Source organism: Micrococcus sp. CS26 (assembly GCF_055522295.1).
In genome coordinates this window covers 1-15,469 of sequence record NZ_JBVFVY010000017.1, presented here as the reverse complement: position 1 = coordinate 15,469, position 15,469 = coordinate 1, and the positions used below count along the sequence as shown (strand labels likewise).

Sequence of the window (15,469 nt, the reverse complement as noted above, 5' to 3'; positions counted from 1 at the left end):
CGTCTCCGGGCCGCCAGAGGCTAGTCTGGTGCCGTGGATCCCGTCATCATCGGCCTGCTGTGCGGAGCGGTCGGACTGTTCACCGGAGTGGCCTCCATGCTGGCCTTCCGGGCGTCCGAGCGCTCGCGGACGGTGGACCTGACGGTCGGCGAACCCACCCTGGCGCCGGGCGCCGCCGAGGTCCTCTCCGTGGTCGGCCGCGCGTACGCGGTGGTGGACGACGTCGACGGCGTGGTGCGCGCGAACCCCGCGGCCTACGCCCTGGGCCTGGTGCGGGGGCACTCGCTCGTCCAGGACCAGCTGCGGGAGCTCACGCGGACCGTGCGGGCCGACGGCGTCATCGTCGAGCGCCGCATGGAGCTGCCCCGAGGACCCCTCGGGCAGTCGAGCCTCGTCGTCGAGCTGCGCGTGGCCCCGCTGGACGAGGAGTACATCCTGATCCTCGCCGACGACCGCACGGACGTGACCCGCACCGAGGCCATGCGCCACGACTTCGTCGTCAACGTCTCGCACGAGCTCAAGACGCCGGTGGGCGCCATCTCCCTGCTCTCCGAGGCCATCGGCGACGCCGCGGAGGACGAGGAGGCGGTGCGTCGCTTCGCCGCACGGCTGGGCGTCGAGTCCCGCCGGCTCACGGCCCTCGTGCAGGACATCATCGAGTTCTCCCGGCTGCAGGCCAAGGACGTGGTCCAGGACGGAGGGCCCGTGGACCTCAACGCCGTCGTCGCGGACGCCGTGGACCGCCTGCGCCTGACCGCCGAGGACCGCGGCATCGCGCTGCGCGTGGGCGGCCGCGTGGACGCGGTGGTGCACGGGGACCAGGACCAGCTGATGACCGCGGTGCGCAACCTGGTGGACAACGCGGTGCGCTACTCCCCGGAGGGCACCACGGTGGGCATCGGCCTGAGCTCCGTGGACGGGCTCGCGCAGGTCACCGTCACGGACCAGGGCATCGGCATCAGCCCGGAGGAGCAGGAGCGGGTCTTCGAACGCTTCTACCGCGTGGACGCGGCGCGGTCGCGTCAGACGGGCGGCACGGGCCTGGGGCTGAGCATCGTCAAGCACGTCGTCATCAACCACGGAGGGGAGGTCACCCTCTGGTCCCAGCCGGGCCGCGGGTCGACCTTCACCATCCGCCTGCCCGAGTGGGGGGACGGTGTCGCCGTCGACGGCGCGCCGGGTGCCGCCCACGTCACCGAGCGGCGCGGTCACCGGGTGACCGCCTCGGCCGCACCCCCGACCCGGAAGGAGACGAGCGCATGAGCCGCATTCTGATCGTGGAGGACGAGGAGTCGTTCAGCGACCCCCTGTCCTACCTCCTGGAGAAGGAGGGGTTCGAGGTCACCGTCGCCGCCGACGGCAACGAGGCGCTGAGCGTCTTCGAGCGCGACAGCGCGGACCTGATCCTCCTGGACCTGATGCTCCCGGGGATGTCCGGCACCGAGGTGTGTCGTCAGGTGCGCCAGCGCTCCAACGTCCCCGTGATCATGCTGACCGCGAAGGACTCGGAGATCGACAAGGTCGTCGGCCTCGAGCTCGGGGCGGACGACTACGTGACCAAGCCGTACTCCTCGCGTGAGCTGGTGGCCCGCGTCCGCGCCGTGCTGCGCCGTCAGGGGGAGCAGGAGGAGCCGATGTCGGCGACCATCAGCGCCGGCCCCGTGCGCATGGACGTCGAGCGGCACGTCGTCTCCGTGGACGGCGAGCAGGTGTCCCTGCCGCTCAAGGAGTTCGAGCTGCTGGAGATGCTGCTGCGCAACGCCGGGCGCGTGCTCACCCGCGGCCAGCTGATCGACCGCGTGTGGGGCTCCGACTACGTGGGGGACACCAAGACCCTCGACGTGCACGTGAAGCGCCTGCGCTCCAAGATCGAGCCCGATCCCTCGAGCCCCCGCTACCTCGTCACGGTGCGCGGCCTGGGCTACAAGTTCGAGGCCTGACCGGCGCGCTGCACCCGGGACGACGACGGCCCCGGCTCCACCTCGCGGTGGGGCCGGGGCCGTGGCGTGCCGGGCGCAGGCCCGGCGGAGGTCAGTGCTCCTCGCCGTAGTGGTGGGTCTCCTCGTGGAGGTGCCCGACGAGATCCTCCTCCGAGGGCTCGACTCCCTCGGGGAGCAGGTCACGGTACTGCTCCTGGGTGGCGCTCAGCAGCGGGACGGCCAGGTCGGCGGTGCCGCCGTTGCCGGAGACGGTCACGGGCAGGTTCTCGCCGACCCACACGCCCTCGCGCTCCAGGACGGTTGTGTTCGCCTCGTCTTCGAGCTTGCGGCTCTCGCCGGCGGGGACCTTCAGGGTCGCGGAGCCGCCGCCCTCGGCCTGGAAGGTGTAGGTCTGATCCTGGCCGGAGGTGTTCTCCACGGTGCCGATCAGGCGGGCGGGGCCCGACTCGCCGTCGCCGACGAGGGCGAGGTTGCGGTAGCTCAGGAAGTCCTGCTCCTGGCCGTTGATGCCGTCCGAGGGGGAGTACTGGATGGCGGTGGCGATCGGGCTCACGGCGGAGCAGCCGGTGGCGCCCAGCAGGGCGACCGCGGCCAGCGCACCTGCGGCGAGGTGGCGCCGGGCGGGCCGGGATGCGTTCTTCACAGAGGTCTCCTCAGGTGCGATGACGTGCTCAGGAGCCCCGAGGCAGGGGTCCTGCCAGGTCAGGCTACCGCATCCCGGGACGCCGGCCGGCCCGTGGCGCCGGGTCGTCCACTATCACATCCGGAGGCCGACGATGTGACGGCGCGCGCGGCATGACGAGGCCGCATGATAGAATGAGACGACTGAAAGGGGCACAACAACATGGTTTTTGAGGTCGGAGAGACCGTCGTCTACCCCCATCACGGTGCTGCGCGGATCGAGGAGATCAAGATGCGCACCATCAAGGGGGAGGAGAAGATGTACCTCAAGCTCAAGGTGGCGCAGGGAGACCTGACCATCGAGGTCCCTGCGGAGAACGTCGACCTCGTCGGCGTGCGTGACGTCGTGGATGCGGAGGGGCTCGAGCACGTCATGGAGGTCCTGCGCGCCGAGCACGTGGAGGAGCCCACCAACTGGTCCCGCCGCTACAAGGCGAACCTGGAGAAGCTCGCCAGCGGCGACGTCAACAAGGTGGCCGAGGTCGTCCGTGACCTGTGGCGCCGCGACCAGGACCGCGGCCTGTCCGCCGGCGAGAAGCGCATGCTCGCGAAGGCCCGCCAGGTGCTCGTGTCCGAGCTGGCGCTGGCCAAGAAGGTCACCGAGGAGGAGGCCGAGGGCCGCCTGGACAAGGTGCTCGAGGGCTGACGAGCAGCACACGACAGGGGAGGGGCCCGCGTCCACGACGCGGGCCCCTCCCCTGTCTCGTCCCCGGCCACGGCCGTCGCCGCCATGGGGGTCCCGGGCCACGGACCCCGGCGCGCTCCCTAGGATGAGGCCATGCCCACCGCCCTCGTGATCGCCGCCGCCGGCGCCGGCACCCGCCTCGGCGCCGGGCTGCCCAAGGCCCTCGCCCCCCTCGCGGACGGCCGCACCCTCCTGCACCACTGCCTGGAGTCCGTCGCCGCCGCGCGCGCCGCCGGGCTCGCCCTGGACGCCGTCGTGGTGCTCACCCCGCCGGTGGAGGCCGATGCCGGCCGCGTGGCCGCCGAGGTCGACGCCGGCCCGCGCCTGGACGTGCCCGTGCACTGCGTGCCCGGCGGCGCCGAGCGCGCGGACTCGGTCCGCGCCGGACTCGCCGCGGCCTCCCGTGCTCTGGCCGACCTCGCCCCGGCGGGGGCGCCCCGCCGCGTCCTCGTCCACGACGCGGCCCGCGCGCTGACCCCGCCGAGCGTGTTCGGGGCCGTGACGGCGGCGCTCGGGACCGGCGCGGTCGCCGCGGTCCCGGGCCTGCCGCTGACGGACACCGTCAAGCAGGTCACCCCCGGACGGGGCGGCGTCGACGTCGTCGCGGCCACGCCGGCCCGCGCCGGACTGCGCGCGATCCAGACGCCGCAGGGCTTCGACCTGGACACCCTGCTGGCGGCCCACGAGGCCGTGCGCACGGACCCCACGCTCGACGCCGCGGCGCTCACCGACGATGCGATGGTCATGGAGGCCGCGGGGCACGAGGTCGTGGTGGTGCCCGGCGACCCGGCCGCGTTCAAGGTCACCGCCCCCGCCGACCTCGACCTCGCCCGCCTCGAGCTCGCCCGCCGCGCCCCCCAGGGGGCCTCCATGCGCCAGCCCACCCGCCCCGCCGTCGCGGCCGCCCCCCTGCCGCGCGTGGGGATCGGCACCGACGTGCACGCGTGGGCACCCGAGGATGCCCCCCGGCCCCTGTGGCTCGGCGGCATCCACTGGCCCGGCGAGCGGGGGGTGGCCGCGACCTCGGACGGGGACGTGGCCGCCCACGCGGCGTGCAACGCCCTGCTCTCCGCCGCCGGCCTCGGCGATCTCGGGGCCGTGTTCGGCGTCGACCGGCCCGAGATGGCGGACGCGTCCGGCGCGGACATGCTCCGCGAGGTGCTGCGCCTGCTGACGGAGGCGGGCCTCGCCGTCGGGAACGTGGCGGTCCAGGTGGTCGCCCCCCGGCCCAAGGTGGGCGCGCGCCGCGCGGAGATGGAGGCCGCCCTGTCCGCCGCCCTCGGCGGGGCCCCCGTGTCCGTCTCCGCCGCCACCACGGACCGGCTGGGGTTCATCGGGCGCAAGGAGGGGCTGGTCGGGATCGCGACCGCGCTCGTCATCCCTGCGGCCTGAGTCCGCGCCGGCGCACCGACTAGGCTGGCAGAGCCCCGTCAGGACCCCGCCCCTCCGGAAGGACCGCGCCCCATGGCCCAGCGCTTCTACGACACCCGCACCGCGCAGGTCCGGGACTTCGAGCCCCTCGTGCCCGGCGAGGCGTCGGTGTACTACTGCGGGGCCACGGTGCAGGGCATGCCGCACGTGGGCCACGTGCGCAGCGCGATCGTGTTCGACATCCTCATCCGCTGGCTCGAGGCCACCGGGCTGCGCGTCACCTCGGTGCGGAACGTGACGGACATCGACGACAAGATCCTCGAGCGCTCGGCCGCCTCCCACGAGGCCGGCTTCGAGGCCTCGGACCTCTACCCGGCCCGCGAGCCGTGGTGGGCCCTGGCCTATCGGTTCGAGAAGGCGTTCGACGCCGCCTACCTCGCCCTCGGCGTCCGCCGTCCCACCTACGAGCCGCGCGCCACCGGCCACGTGCCCGAGATGTTCGCGCTCATCGAGCGCCTGATGGAGCGCGGCCACGCCTACCCCGCGCAGGACGGCTCGGGCGACGTCTACTTCGACGTCCGGTCGTGGGAGCGCTACGGCGAGCTCACCCGCCAGCGCGTGGAGGACATGCAGGACGCGCCCGACGCCGACCCGCGCGGCAAGCGCGACCCCCGCGACTTCGCCCTGTGGAAGGGCGCCAAGCCCGGCGAACCCGCCACCGCCGTGTGGGAGTCGCCCTGGGGGGCCGGCCGCCCCGGATGGCATCTGGAGTGCTCGGCCATGTCCACGAAGTACCTCGGCACCGAGTTCGACATCCACGGCGGCGGCCTGGATCTGCGGTTCCCGCACCACGAGAACGAGCTGGCCCAGTCTGCGGCCGCCGGTGACGGCTTCGCCCGCTTCTGGCTGCACAACGGGCTCGTCACCTACGGCGGGGAGAAGATGTCCAAGTCCGTGGGCAACACGATCTCCCCCGAGGAGATGCTCGGCATGGCCCGCCCGACGGCGGTGCGCTACTTCCTGGGGCAGGCCCACTACCGCTCCCAGCTCGACTACCGGCCCGGCGCCCTCGACGAGGCCGAGGCCGCCGTCGAGCGCATCGAGGGCTTCACGGCCCGCGCCCGGGCCGCGGGTGCCGTCCCGCCCGCCCCCGACGGGGCGCTCGCGGACCGCGTGCCCGCCGCCTTCCGCGCCGCCATGGAGGACGACCTCAACGTGCCCCAGGCGCTCGCGGCCCTGCACGAGGCCGTGCGCGCCGGCAACTCGGCGCTGGCCGGGCAGGACCTCGACGCCGCGGCCGCCCGCCTGGCCGAGGTGGAGGCCATGACCGCGGTGCTGGGCCTGGACGACGTGCCCGAGGGCGACGACGCCGCGGCCGGCCCGGTGTCGGACGCCCTCGACTCGCTCGTCCGGTCGCAGATCGAGGCGCGGGCGCAGGCCCGCGCGGACAAGGACTGGGCCACCGCGGACCGCATCCGCGACGCGTTGGCCGCGGCCGGCGTCGTGGTGGAGGACGGCGCCGACGGCGCCACATGGCGCCTGGCGGACTGACACCTAGACTGGAGGGCGATCCGGCGGCGCCCCGCGTGCCGCCGCCCCCGTCCCCGGCACGCAGGAGTCCCGCCATGTCCACCGCACCCCGCTCCGGCGGATCCCGCAAGCCCAAGGGCAAGAAGGGCCCCATGAAGGGCACCGGCGGCCACGGTCGCAAGGCGCTCGAGGGCCGCGGACCCACCCCCAAGGCCGAGGACCGGGTCTACCACAAGGCGCACCGCGCCAAGCAGCTGGCCGAGCGCTCGGCCGCCAAGCGCGGTCCCGTGAAGGACCAGGTCCGCGGCCGCGTGAAGCTCACGGATGAGACGGTCTCCGGTCGCAATCCCGTGCTCGAGGCGCTGCGCGCGGGCATCCCGGCCAAGGCGCTGCACGTGGCCGTGCGCATCGAGATGGACGACCGCGTCAAGGAGGCCCTGCGCCTCTGCCTCGAGCAGGGCGTGCCGGTCCTGGAGAACACCAAGCCGGAGCTGGACCGCCTCTCCGGCGAGGCCGTGCACCAGGGCATCGTGCTGCAGATCCCGCCCTATGAGTACGCGGACGCCACGGCCCTGGCCCTCGACGCGCTCGCGAAGCACGAGAAGGGGCACCTGCGGACCCCGCCGCTGCTGATCGCGCTCGACGGCATCACCGACCCCCGCAACCTCGGCGCCATCATCCGGGCCGGCTCCGCGTTCGACGCGGACGGCGTGATCGTGCCCGAGCGCCGCTCCGTCGGCGTGACCGCCACCGCCTGGCGCACCTCGGCCGGCGCGGCCGCGCGGGTGCCCGTGGCCCAGGCCGGCAACCTGAACACCACCCTCGTCGACCTGCACAAGGCCGGCTACTTCGTGCTGGGCCTCGACGGCGGCGGGGACGTCTCGCTGCCCGGGCTCGCCCTGGCCACGGAGCCGCTCGTGCTCGTGGTGGGGGCCGAGGGCAAGGGTCTGTCCCGCATGGTGCGGGAGCACTGCCAGCAGATCGTGTCCATCCCGATCGACTCGACGATGGAGTCCCTCAACGCCTCGATGGCGGTGGGCATCTCCCTGTACGAGATCTCGGTGCAGCGCGCCGGCGGGCGCTGACCTCCACGGCGCCCCCGCCCGGGATGACGGCCAGGCGGGGACGCGGGTGTCGCACACGGCGCCGACGCGGGCAGAGTGTCTACAGTGACGTCGATCACATGGCAGGATGTCGCGTGGATACGCGCACGTCTTGCCTGTGATGCGTGTCACCGCGCACAGTGTCTGCACTGTGTCCGACGGGCCCCCGTCGGCGAGCGCATCCCGCACCGCACCATCAGAACGAGGTCCGTCTCATGAAGCACCGCTCCCTCTCCCTCACCGCCGCCCTCGCCGTCGCCGCCCTCGGGCTCACGGCGTGCGGTGACTCCGGCTCCGGCGGCTCCGGCTCGTCCTCCGCCGCCGGCGGCGACGGCTCCTACACCGTGGGCATCAACCAGCTCGTCTCCCACCCGGCGCTCGACGGCGCGGCCGAGGGCTTCAAGGAGGCGTTCAAGGACGCCGGCCTGGACGTGACGTTCGAGGAGCAGAACGCCCAGGGCGAGCAGGCCACCGTCACCTCGATCGCCTCCACCTTCGCCAACGACGGGGACGTGGACCTCGTGGCCGCGATCGCGACCCCCGCCGCACAGGGCACCGTCTCGGCCGTGAAGGACAAGCCGGTCGTGTTCATGGCGGTCACCGACCCGAAGGGCGCTGAGCTCGTGGCCTCGGACGAGGCCCCGGGCGGCAACGTCACCGGCGTCTCGGACCGCAACCCGGTCAAGGAGCAGCTGCAGCTGCTCAAGGACGTGAAGCCGGACGCCACGACCGTCGGCATCGTCTACAACTCCGGCGAGGCCAACTCCAAGGTCCAGGTGGACCAGGCCAAGGAGGCCGGCAAGGAGCTGGGCCTCGAGGTCAAGGAGGCCACCATCACCAACTCGTCCGAGGTCCAGCAGGGCGTGCAGTCCCTGTCCGGCGTGGACGGCATCTACGTGCCCACGGACAACGCCGTCGTCTCGGCGTTGGAGACCGTGGTCGGCTACGGCAAGGAGCAGCGCATCCCCGTCATCTCGGCGGACATCGACTCCGTCGAGCGCGGCGCCCTGGGCACGTACGGCATCGACTACACGGCGCACGGCAAGCAGGCCGGCGAGATGGCTGTGAAGATCCTCAAGGACGGCGCGAAGCCGGCCGAGCTGCCCGTGGGCTACGCCGACCCGGCCAACCTGCAGCTCGTGCTGAACCCGCAGGCCGCCGAGGCCTACGGCGTCGAGATCCCCGCCGAGCTCAAGGACAGGGCCGACCAGCTCGTCGAGGGCTGATCCCGCGCCTGCCCGCCTCCGCGGCGGCCCGGACCACGGGGTCCGAGCCGCCGCGGAGCACGTCGGCGGCCGGCCCACCCCGTCCCGCCGTCGTCCGTCCCCCTCGCCCCGCCCGAAAGGCACCCACCCCATGCTGACCGCAGTGGAACTGGGTCTGATCTACGCCGTCGTCGCGCTCGGCGTGTACCTGACCTTCCGCATCCTCGACTTCCCCGACCTCACGGTGGACGGCTCGTTCACCACCGGCGCCGCCACGGCCGCCGTGCTCATCACGGGCGGCACGCCGGTGCCCCTGGCCATGCTCGCCGCCTTCGTGGCGGGCGCGCTCGCGGGCCTCGTCACCGGCCTGCTGCACACCAAGGGCCGGATCGACGGCCTGCTCGCCGGCATCCTCACGATGATCGCGCTCTACTCGATCAACCTGCGGATCATGGGCAAGGCCAACATCCCCCTGCTCGGCCAGGACACCCTGTTCACGTGGCTCGACGACCTGGGCCTGGCCCGGAACTGGGGCTCGATCCTCGTGCTCTTCCTCGGCGTGTTCGTGGTGAAGCTGATCCTCGACTGGTTCCTGCACACGGACCTGGGCCTCGCCCTGCAGGCGACCGGTGACAACGAGGAGATGATCCGCTCGTACGGCGTCTCCACGGACCGGATGAAGATCCTCGGCCTCATGATCTCCAACGGCCTCGTGGCCCTCGGCGGCTCCCTGCTGGCCATGTACCAGGGCTTCGCGGACATCTCCATGGGCATCGGCCTCATCCTCGTGGGCCTGGCGTCCGTGATCGTGGGCCAGGCCGTGTTCGGCCAGCGCACGGTCTTCTGGGCGACGCTCGCCGTGATCGTCGGCGCCGTGCTCTACCGCCTGATCATCCAGTTCGCCCTCAACGCGGGCCTGAGCCCGAACGACATGAAGCTGATCTCCGCGGCTCTCGTCGTCGTGGCCCTGCTGCTGCCGCGCTTCGGCTTCGCCAAGCGCCTGAGCCTGCGCACTCGGGGCACGGCCGCGACCCCGGGGCCGGCCGCCGCCGCTCCGGCCACCGCCGGCATGCCTTTGACCGGCGAGCCGGGCGGCGCCGCCCCCGCCGCATCCGTCCCCGAGGAGGCCCCCCGTGCTTGAGATCTCGCAGGTCTCCAAGACCTTCTTCCCGAACACCGTCAACGAGCGGCGCGCCCTGCAGGGCATCGACCTGCACCTGGCCGAGGGCGACTTCGTCACCGTGATCGGCTCCAACGGCGCCGGCAAGTCCACGATCCTGAACACGATCGCCGGCAAGCTGCTCCCGGACACCGGCACCGTGGCCGTGGGCGGCAAGGACGTCACCCGCATGCCGGACCACCGCCGCGCGGCCTCGATCGGCCGGGTGTTCCAGGACCCGACGGCGGGCACGGCACCGAACCTCACGATCGAGGAGAACATGGCCCTGGCCTGGCGACGCGGGCACGCCCGCGGGCTCTCGCGGGGCGTCTCCCGCGCCCGGCGCGCGATGTTCCGCGACGAGCTCACGAAGCTCGAACTCGGCCTGGAGAACCGCCTCACCGCCAAGGTCGGGCTGCTCTCCGGCGGCCAGCGTCAGGCGCTCAGCCTGCTCATGGCCACGTTCTCCGGACCGAAGATCCTGCTGCTGGACGAGCACACCGCCGCCCTGGACCCGTCCCGGGCGGAGCTGGTGACCCGCCTGACCCGGCAGGTGGTGGCCGAGCACCGCCTCACCACGCTGATGGTCACGCACAACATGTCCCAGGCCCTCGAGGTCGGCAACCGGCTGATCATGATGCACGACGGCCGGATCATCCTCGAGCTGGACGAGCAGGAGAAGGCCGGGCGCACCCCGGCGGACCTGCTGGCCGAGTTCGGCAAGATCAAGGGTGCCGTCGTGGACGACAAGACCATGCTGTCCTGAGCGTCCCGTCCGGCGCCCCCGTGTCCCCGGCCCGCCCCTCCGCCCCACGGCGGGCGGGCGGGCCGGCCGTTCTCACCGGCGCGGCCGCGGGGTAGCGTCGTGGCGTGAGCACCGTGAAGCCCGACACCCAGAGCGCCACCGCAGCCGATGTCCGCCTCCAGACCGTCACGGGGCGCATCCCGGTGACGGACGTGCAGCCCGTCGTGCTGGACGGCCGGTTCCCGGCGAAGGCCGTGGTCGGCGAGGACATCCCCGTCCGCGCCACCGTGTTCCGCGAGGGCCACGACTCCGTGCGCGCCACCGTCCGTCTGCTCGACCCGGCCGGCGCCGAGGTGCAGCGCGTGCAGATGCGTCCGGGCCGGCCCGGGCTGGACGAGGTCGTGGCCACGCTGCGGCCCGCCGAGCCGGGCCTGCACCAGTTCGTGGTCGAGGGCTGGGACGACCCGGTGGGCACGTGGAAGCACGCGGCCACCGTCAAGATCGCCGCCGGCATCGACGTGGAGCTGATGCTCGCCGAGGGCGCCGCCCTGTTCCGCCGGGCCGCCGAGGACGCGGAGCGCTCGGCCGAGGACCGCGCCGTGTTCGAGGAGGTCGTTCGCGGCCTCGAGGACGAGTCCCTCATCCCGGCCCAGCGCCTGGCCTCCGCCGAGTCGGCGGAGGTGTCCGCCGTCCTCCACGCCCGCCCCGTGCGGGAGCACCTCACGAGCTCCGAGCTCTACCCGCTGGACGTGCAGCGCGAGCTCGCCGGCCGCGGCGCCTGGTACGAGTTCTTCCCCCGCTCCGAGGGCGCCCGCTTCGACGAGGCCTCCGGCACGTGGTCCTCCGGCACCTTCGGGACGGCGGCCGACCGGCTCCCGGCGGTCGCCCGGATGGGCTTCCAGGTGGTCTACCTGCCGCCGATCCACCCGATCGGCACCACGCACCGCAAGGGTCCGAACAACACGCTGACGGCCGGGCCGCAGGACCCGGGCTCGCCGTGGGCGATCGGTGGGCCCGAGGGCGGACACGACGCCGTGCACCCGGACCTGGGCACCGTCGAGGACTTCGAGGCGTTCGTGGCCGCGGCCGCGGACGAGGGCCTCGAAGTGGCCCTGGACCTGGCCCTGCAGTGCTCCCCGGACCACCCGTGGGTCACCGCACACCCGGAGTGGTTCACCACCCGCGTGGACGGCACCATCGCGTATGCGGAGAACCCGCCGAAGAAGTACCAGGACATCTACCCGCTGAACTTCGACAACGACCCGGACGGCCTCGCCCAGGCGGTGCTGGACGTGGTGCGGGGCTGGGTGGCCCGCGGCGTGCACATCTTCCGCGTGGACAACCCGCACACCAAGCCCCTGTGGTTCTGGGAGTGGCTGATCGCGAAGGTCCGCGCCGAGGAGCCGCGCGTCGTGTTCCTCGCCGAGGCCTTCACCCGTCCCGCGATGATGCACGCCCTGGGCAAGGTCGGGTTCCAGCAGTCCTACGGGTACTTCACCTGGCGGAACACGGCCGAGGAGCTTGCGGAGTACCTCCAGGAGATCTCGCACGAGACGCCGGCGTTCTATCGCCCCAACCTCTTCGTCAACACGCCGGACATCCTCACGGAGTACCTGCAGCACGGCGGCCCGGGCGCGTTCCGGATCCGCGCCGTCGTCGCCGCCACGGCCAGCCCGCTGTGGGGCGTCTACGCCGGGTTCGAGCTGTTCGAGCACGTGGCCCGGCCGGGCGCGGAGGAGTACATCGACAACGAGAAGTACGAGTACCGCCCCCGGGACTGGGAGGGCGCGGAGGCCGCGGGTGCCTCGCTCGCCCCGTACCTCACCCGGCTCAATGAGATCCGCGCGGCGCACCCGGCGCTGGGCGACCTGCAGAACCTGACCCTGCACGCCTCGACGCACCCTGACCTGCTCGTGTTCTCGAAGACGCGCTCGGCCCGGCCCGAGGGTGCGCACCGGGACGCCGAGGCGGTCACCGACGCCGGTCCCGCGGAGGACACCCTGATCGTCGTCGTCACCACGAACCCGCACGCCGTCGTCGAGGCGACCCTGGACCTGGACCTCGAGGCGCTGCGTCTGCGCCCCGAGGACCGCGACGCGTCCGGGGCCGTCGAGGTGGAGGACCTGCTCACCGGCCAGCGCTGGCGGTGGGGCCGCACCCCGTACGTCCGCCTGGACCCGAACGTCGAGCCCGCCCATGTCCTGCGGGTCGTCCGGAACGGCTGAGCCGCTCCCGACGCCCGCCGTCCCCAGAACAGGAATCGCCATGACCCCGTCCGCCGCCCCCCGTCCCGCCGTCGCCCCGCTCGCCGTGGACCCGGAGGTGCTGGCCGCCGTCGCGCAGGGCCGGCACCACGATCCGCACACCGTGCTGGGCGCCCACCCGCATCCCGACGGCGCGGCGGTCACCTACCGCGTGCTGCGCCCGCTGGCGCGCACGGTCACGGTGGTCCGCGCCGGCGACGGGCAACGGGTGGAGCTGACGCACGAGCACGACGGCGTGTTCGCGGGCGTGGCCCCGACGCCCCGCGTGGCCGGGGCCGCCGCGGGCGACTACCGCGTCGAGGTGGCATACGAGACCGAGGACGGCACGACCGGCCCCGTCCAGGAGCAGGACGACGCGTACCGGCACCTGCCCACGCTCGGCGAGCTGGACCTGCACCTGATCGGGGAGGGCCGGCACGAACGGCTGTGGGAGGTGCTCGGCGCCCGCGTGGTCCGCACCTCCGCGGGCGAGGCCGTCGGCACGGCCTTCGCGGTCTGGGCGCCGAACGCGCGGGCCGTGCGCGTGGTGGGCGACCACAACGGCTGGGACGGCCGGACCCATGCCATGCGGTCCCTCGGCTCCTCCGGCGTGTGGGAGCTGCTGGTGCCTGGCGTCGGTCACGGCGACCGCTACAAGTTCGAGATCCTCGGCCGGGACGGGCTCTGGCGGCAGAAGGCGGACCCGATGGCCCGCTGGACGGAGGTCCCGCCGGCCACGGCCTCGCGTGTGCTCGAGTCCGACTACGCCTTCGGGGACCGCACCTGGATGGAGCGCCGCCGTCTCACGGACCCGCACGAGCGCCCGCTGAGCATCTACGAGGTGCACCTGGGCTCGTGGCGGCCCGGGCTGGACTACCGCGAGCTGGCCGAGCAGCTCGTGGAGTACGTGCAGTGGCTCGGGTTCACGCACGTGGAGTTCCTGCCGGTCGCGGAGCATCCGTTCGGCGGGTCCTGGGGCTACCAGGTGACCGGCTACTACGCCCCCACCTCCCGGTTCGGCTCCCCGGACGAGTTCAAGCACCTGGTGGACGCGCTCCACCGGGCGGGGATCGGCGTCATCGTGGACTGGGTGCCGGCGCACTTCCCGAAGGACGAGTGGGCGCTCGCGCGCTTCGACGGGACCGCCCTGTACGAGCACCCGGACCCGCGGCGGGGCGAGCATCCGGACTGGGGCACCCTCGTGTTCGACTTCGGCCGCACCGAGGTCCGCAACTTCCTCGTGGCCAACGCGCTCTACTGGCTCGGCGAGTTCCACATCGACGGGCTGCGCGTGGACGCCGTCGCCTCGATGCTCTACCTGGACTACTCGCGCGAGGACGGGCAGTGGGAGCCCAACGTGCACGGCGGCAACCACAACCTCGAGGCCATCGACTTCCTGCGCGAGGTCAACATGACCGTGTACCGCCTGCACCCCGGCGTCCACATGATCGCGGAGGAGTCCACGGCCTTCTCCGGGGTGACCGCTCCCGTGGACGCGGGCGGTCTCGGCTTCGGCAAGAAGTGGAACATGGGCTGGATGCACGACACCCTGGCCTACCTGTCCCAGGACCCGGTCAACCGCCGGTGGCACCACGGGCAGTGGACGTTCTCCATGGTGTACGCCTACTCGGAGAACTACGTGCTGCCGCTGTCCCACGATGAGGTCGTCCACGGCAAGGGCTCCCTGCTGAGCCGCATCCCGGGCGACCGCCGGCAGCAGCTGGCCACCCTGCGCGCCTACTACGGGTACATGTGGGCGCACCCCGGCAAGCAGCTGCTGTTCATGGGCGGGGAGTACGCGCAGCCGAGCGAGTGGTCCGAGGGCGACGGCCTGGACTGGCCCGTCTCGTGGGACGAGGCGCACCGCGGGGTCCAGCTGACGATCCGGGAGCTCAACGCGCTCTACCGCAGCAAGCCGGCGCTGTGGTCGCTGGACCACAGCCCGGAGGGATTCGCGTGGGTGGACGGCGGCGACGCCGACGGCAACACGCTCGTGTTCCTCCGCATGCCCGCGGTGCAGGTGGTGCCGGAGACACGGATCGACGACGACGGCGCCGCGGTCCCGGCCGCCGAACCGGGCGGCGCCCCGCTGCTGTGCATCACCAACCTCTCGGGGTCGCCGCGTCAGGGGCTGCGCGTGGGGGTGCCGTCCGCGGGGGAGTGGACGGTGGTGCTGGACACGGACTCAACCGACTTCCACGGTGACGGCTGGCGGGAGCAGACCGGCCAGTCCGAGGTGATCGCTGCCCATGAGGGCCAGTGGCAGGGCCAGCCTGCCCACGTCACGGTGAACGTGCCGGCGCTGACCACCCTGTGGCTCCAGCCGCACCCGGACTCGACGGTCACGCCCTGACGCGTGGTGCACGTCACGATCGACGGTCTTGGCGCGGGAGTGCCAAACCGAGTCGGACGCCATCGAGGAATCCGCGAGAACACGCGGAAGCCGACCGTCCGCCCGGGGCTGCACGCCGGGTGTCACCCCTGATTTTGTGTTCGGTGGGGTTCGTGTGTAGAGTTCCATCTCGTGCTCAAGACGCCGACCGGGTGACCGGGAGGCGGGGTGAAGAACACAGAATCCGCGGATTCGTGCCGAGAATGGCAGGTCCAGGGCGGGTGGTGCTCACCGGGTGCGCGGCTGGCAGTGATGCGGGTCGGGATTCCTGAAGAAGATGATCTGGTTTGACAGCCGGGAATCATGTGGTAAGCTTTTCAAGGCCTTCCACGTGGATGGTCCGGTGAGTGTCTGGCCCTGCGGAAGCGGAGTTGACATTGTCGGATCGCGTGGTAAGGTTTTCTAGCCCGACCAT

General features: G+C 72.7%; 12 protein-coding genes. 11 read left to right on the top strand and 1 reads right to left on the bottom strand.

Going from position 1 to position 15,469, the window contains the following annotated elements; genetic code table 11:
* The first annotated feature begins 33 nt into the window (after nt 1–33).
* Together ACZ1IK_RS08390 and ACZ1IK_RS08385 are read left to right on the top strand one after the other, a co-directional pair.
* Nucleotides 34–1,263 carry a sensor histidine kinase gene (locus tag ACZ1IK_RS08390; protein WP_036316036.1) on the top strand — a complete coding sequence of 410 codons (1,230 nt, stop codon included), beginning with the start codon at nt 34–36 and terminating at the stop codon, nt 1,261–1,263.
* The gene (locus ACZ1IK_RS08385) at nt 1,260–1,940 is read left to right on the top strand and encodes a response regulator transcription factor (RefSeq protein ID WP_002858071.1); all 681 of its coding nucleotides are present in this window, start codon (nt 1,260–1,262) and stop codon (nt 1,938–1,940) included. Before ACZ1IK_RS08390 ends, ACZ1IK_RS08385 begins: the two co-directional genes overlap by 4 nt.
* Nucleotides 1,941–2,031: 91 nt before the next feature.
* Here the strand turns inward: ACZ1IK_RS08385 and ACZ1IK_RS08380 are convergent, their stop codons facing one another.
* Nucleotides 2,032–2,583, bottom strand: a complete 552-nt coding sequence (locus ACZ1IK_RS08380) for a hypothetical protein (RefSeq protein ID WP_036384688.1) — start codon at nt 2,581–2,583, stop codon at nt 2,032–2,034.
* Between the two features lie 201 nt (nt 2,584–2,784).
* On the opposite strand from ACZ1IK_RS08380, the gene ACZ1IK_RS08375 reads away from it, so the two are divergent.
* From ACZ1IK_RS08375 to glgB, 9 genes are all read left to right on the top strand, one after another.
* Entirely contained in the window at nt 2,785–3,267 is a 483-nt protein-coding gene (locus ACZ1IK_RS08375; RefSeq protein WP_036384689.1) for a CarD family transcriptional regulator, read from the top strand.
* A gap of 132 nt (nt 3,268–3,399) precedes the next feature.
* Complete coding sequence (ispF, locus tag ACZ1IK_RS08370; RefSeq protein ID WP_144786605.1) at nt 3,400–4,698, top strand: 2-C-methyl-D-erythritol 2,4-cyclodiphosphate synthase; 1,299 nt, start codon at nt 3,400–3,402, stop codon at nt 4,696–4,698.
* A 72-nt stretch (nt 4,699–4,770) separates the two neighbouring features.
* Complete coding sequence (cysS, locus tag ACZ1IK_RS08365) at nt 4,771–6,228, top strand: cysteine--tRNA ligase (protein ID WP_135019832.1); 1,458 nt, start codon at nt 4,771–4,773, stop codon at nt 6,226–6,228.
* A 74-nt stretch (nt 6,229–6,302) separates the two neighbouring features.
* Nucleotides 6,303–7,292: a 23S rRNA (guanosine(2251)-2'-O)-methyltransferase RlmB gene (gene rlmB, locus ACZ1IK_RS08360; protein WP_036382443.1), complete on the top strand. Its 990-nt coding sequence runs from the start codon at nt 6,303–6,305 to the stop codon at nt 7,290–7,292.
* A 233-nt stretch (nt 7,293–7,525) separates the two neighbouring features.
* Nucleotides 7,526–8,536 carry an ABC transporter substrate-binding protein gene (locus ACZ1IK_RS08355; protein ID WP_135019831.1) on the top strand — a complete coding sequence of 337 codons (1,011 nt, stop codon included), beginning with the start codon at nt 7,526–7,528 and terminating at the stop codon, nt 8,534–8,536.
* A gap of 130 nt (nt 8,537–8,666) precedes the next feature.
* A complete protein-coding gene (locus ACZ1IK_RS08350; RefSeq protein WP_036341456.1) occupies nt 8,667–9,656 on the top strand; it encodes an ABC transporter permease in 990 nt (329 codons plus the stop codon).
* The gene (locus ACZ1IK_RS08345) at nt 9,649–10,440 is read left to right on the top strand and encodes an ABC transporter ATP-binding protein (protein WP_036382449.1); all 792 of its coding nucleotides are present in this window, start codon (nt 9,649–9,651) and stop codon (nt 10,438–10,440) included. The genes ACZ1IK_RS08350 and ACZ1IK_RS08345 overlap by 8 nt, the downstream gene beginning before the upstream one ends.
* 104 nt (nt 10,441–10,544) lie before the next feature.
* Complete coding sequence (locus ACZ1IK_RS08340; RefSeq protein ID WP_465098461.1) at nt 10,545–12,644, top strand: alpha-1,4-glucan--maltose-1-phosphate maltosyltransferase; 2,100 nt, start codon at nt 10,545–10,547, stop codon at nt 12,642–12,644.
* A gap of 40 nt (nt 12,645–12,684) precedes the next feature.
* Nucleotides 12,685–15,015: a 1,4-alpha-glucan branching protein GlgB gene (gene glgB, locus ACZ1IK_RS08335; protein WP_465098460.1), complete on the top strand. Its 2,331-nt coding sequence runs from the start codon at nt 12,685–12,687 to the stop codon at nt 15,013–15,015.
* Nucleotides 15,016–15,469 lie beyond the last annotated feature (454 nt).

Coding starts and splice junctions, on each gene's coding strand:
- ACZ1IK_RS08355 (WP_135019831.1), top strand. CDS start 7,526: ATGAAGCACCGCTCCCTCTCCCTCACCGCCGCCCTCGCCGTCGCCGCC.
- ACZ1IK_RS08350 (WP_036341456.1), top strand. CDS start 8,667: ATGCTGACCGCAGTGGAACTGGGTCTGATCTACGCCGTCGTCGCGCTC.
- ispF (WP_144786605.1), top strand. CDS start 3,400: ATGCCCACCGCCCTCGTGATCGCCGCCGCCGGCGCCGGCACCCGCCTC.
- cysS (WP_135019832.1), top strand. CDS start 4,771: ATGGCCCAGCGCTTCTACGACACCCGCACCGCGCAGGTCCGGGACTTC.
- glgB (WP_465098460.1), top strand. CDS start 12,685: ATGACCCCGTCCGCCGCCCCCCGTCCCGCCGTCGCCCCGCTCGCCGTG.
- rlmB (WP_036382443.1), top strand. CDS start 6,303: ATGTCCACCGCACCCCGCTCCGGCGGATCCCGCAAGCCCAAGGGCAAG.
- ACZ1IK_RS08385 (WP_002858071.1), top strand. CDS start 1,260: ATGAGCCGCATTCTGATCGTGGAGGACGAGGAGTCGTTCAGCGACCCC.
- ACZ1IK_RS08375 (WP_036384689.1), top strand. CDS start 2,785: ATGGTTTTTGAGGTCGGAGAGACCGTCGTCTACCCCCATCACGGTGCT.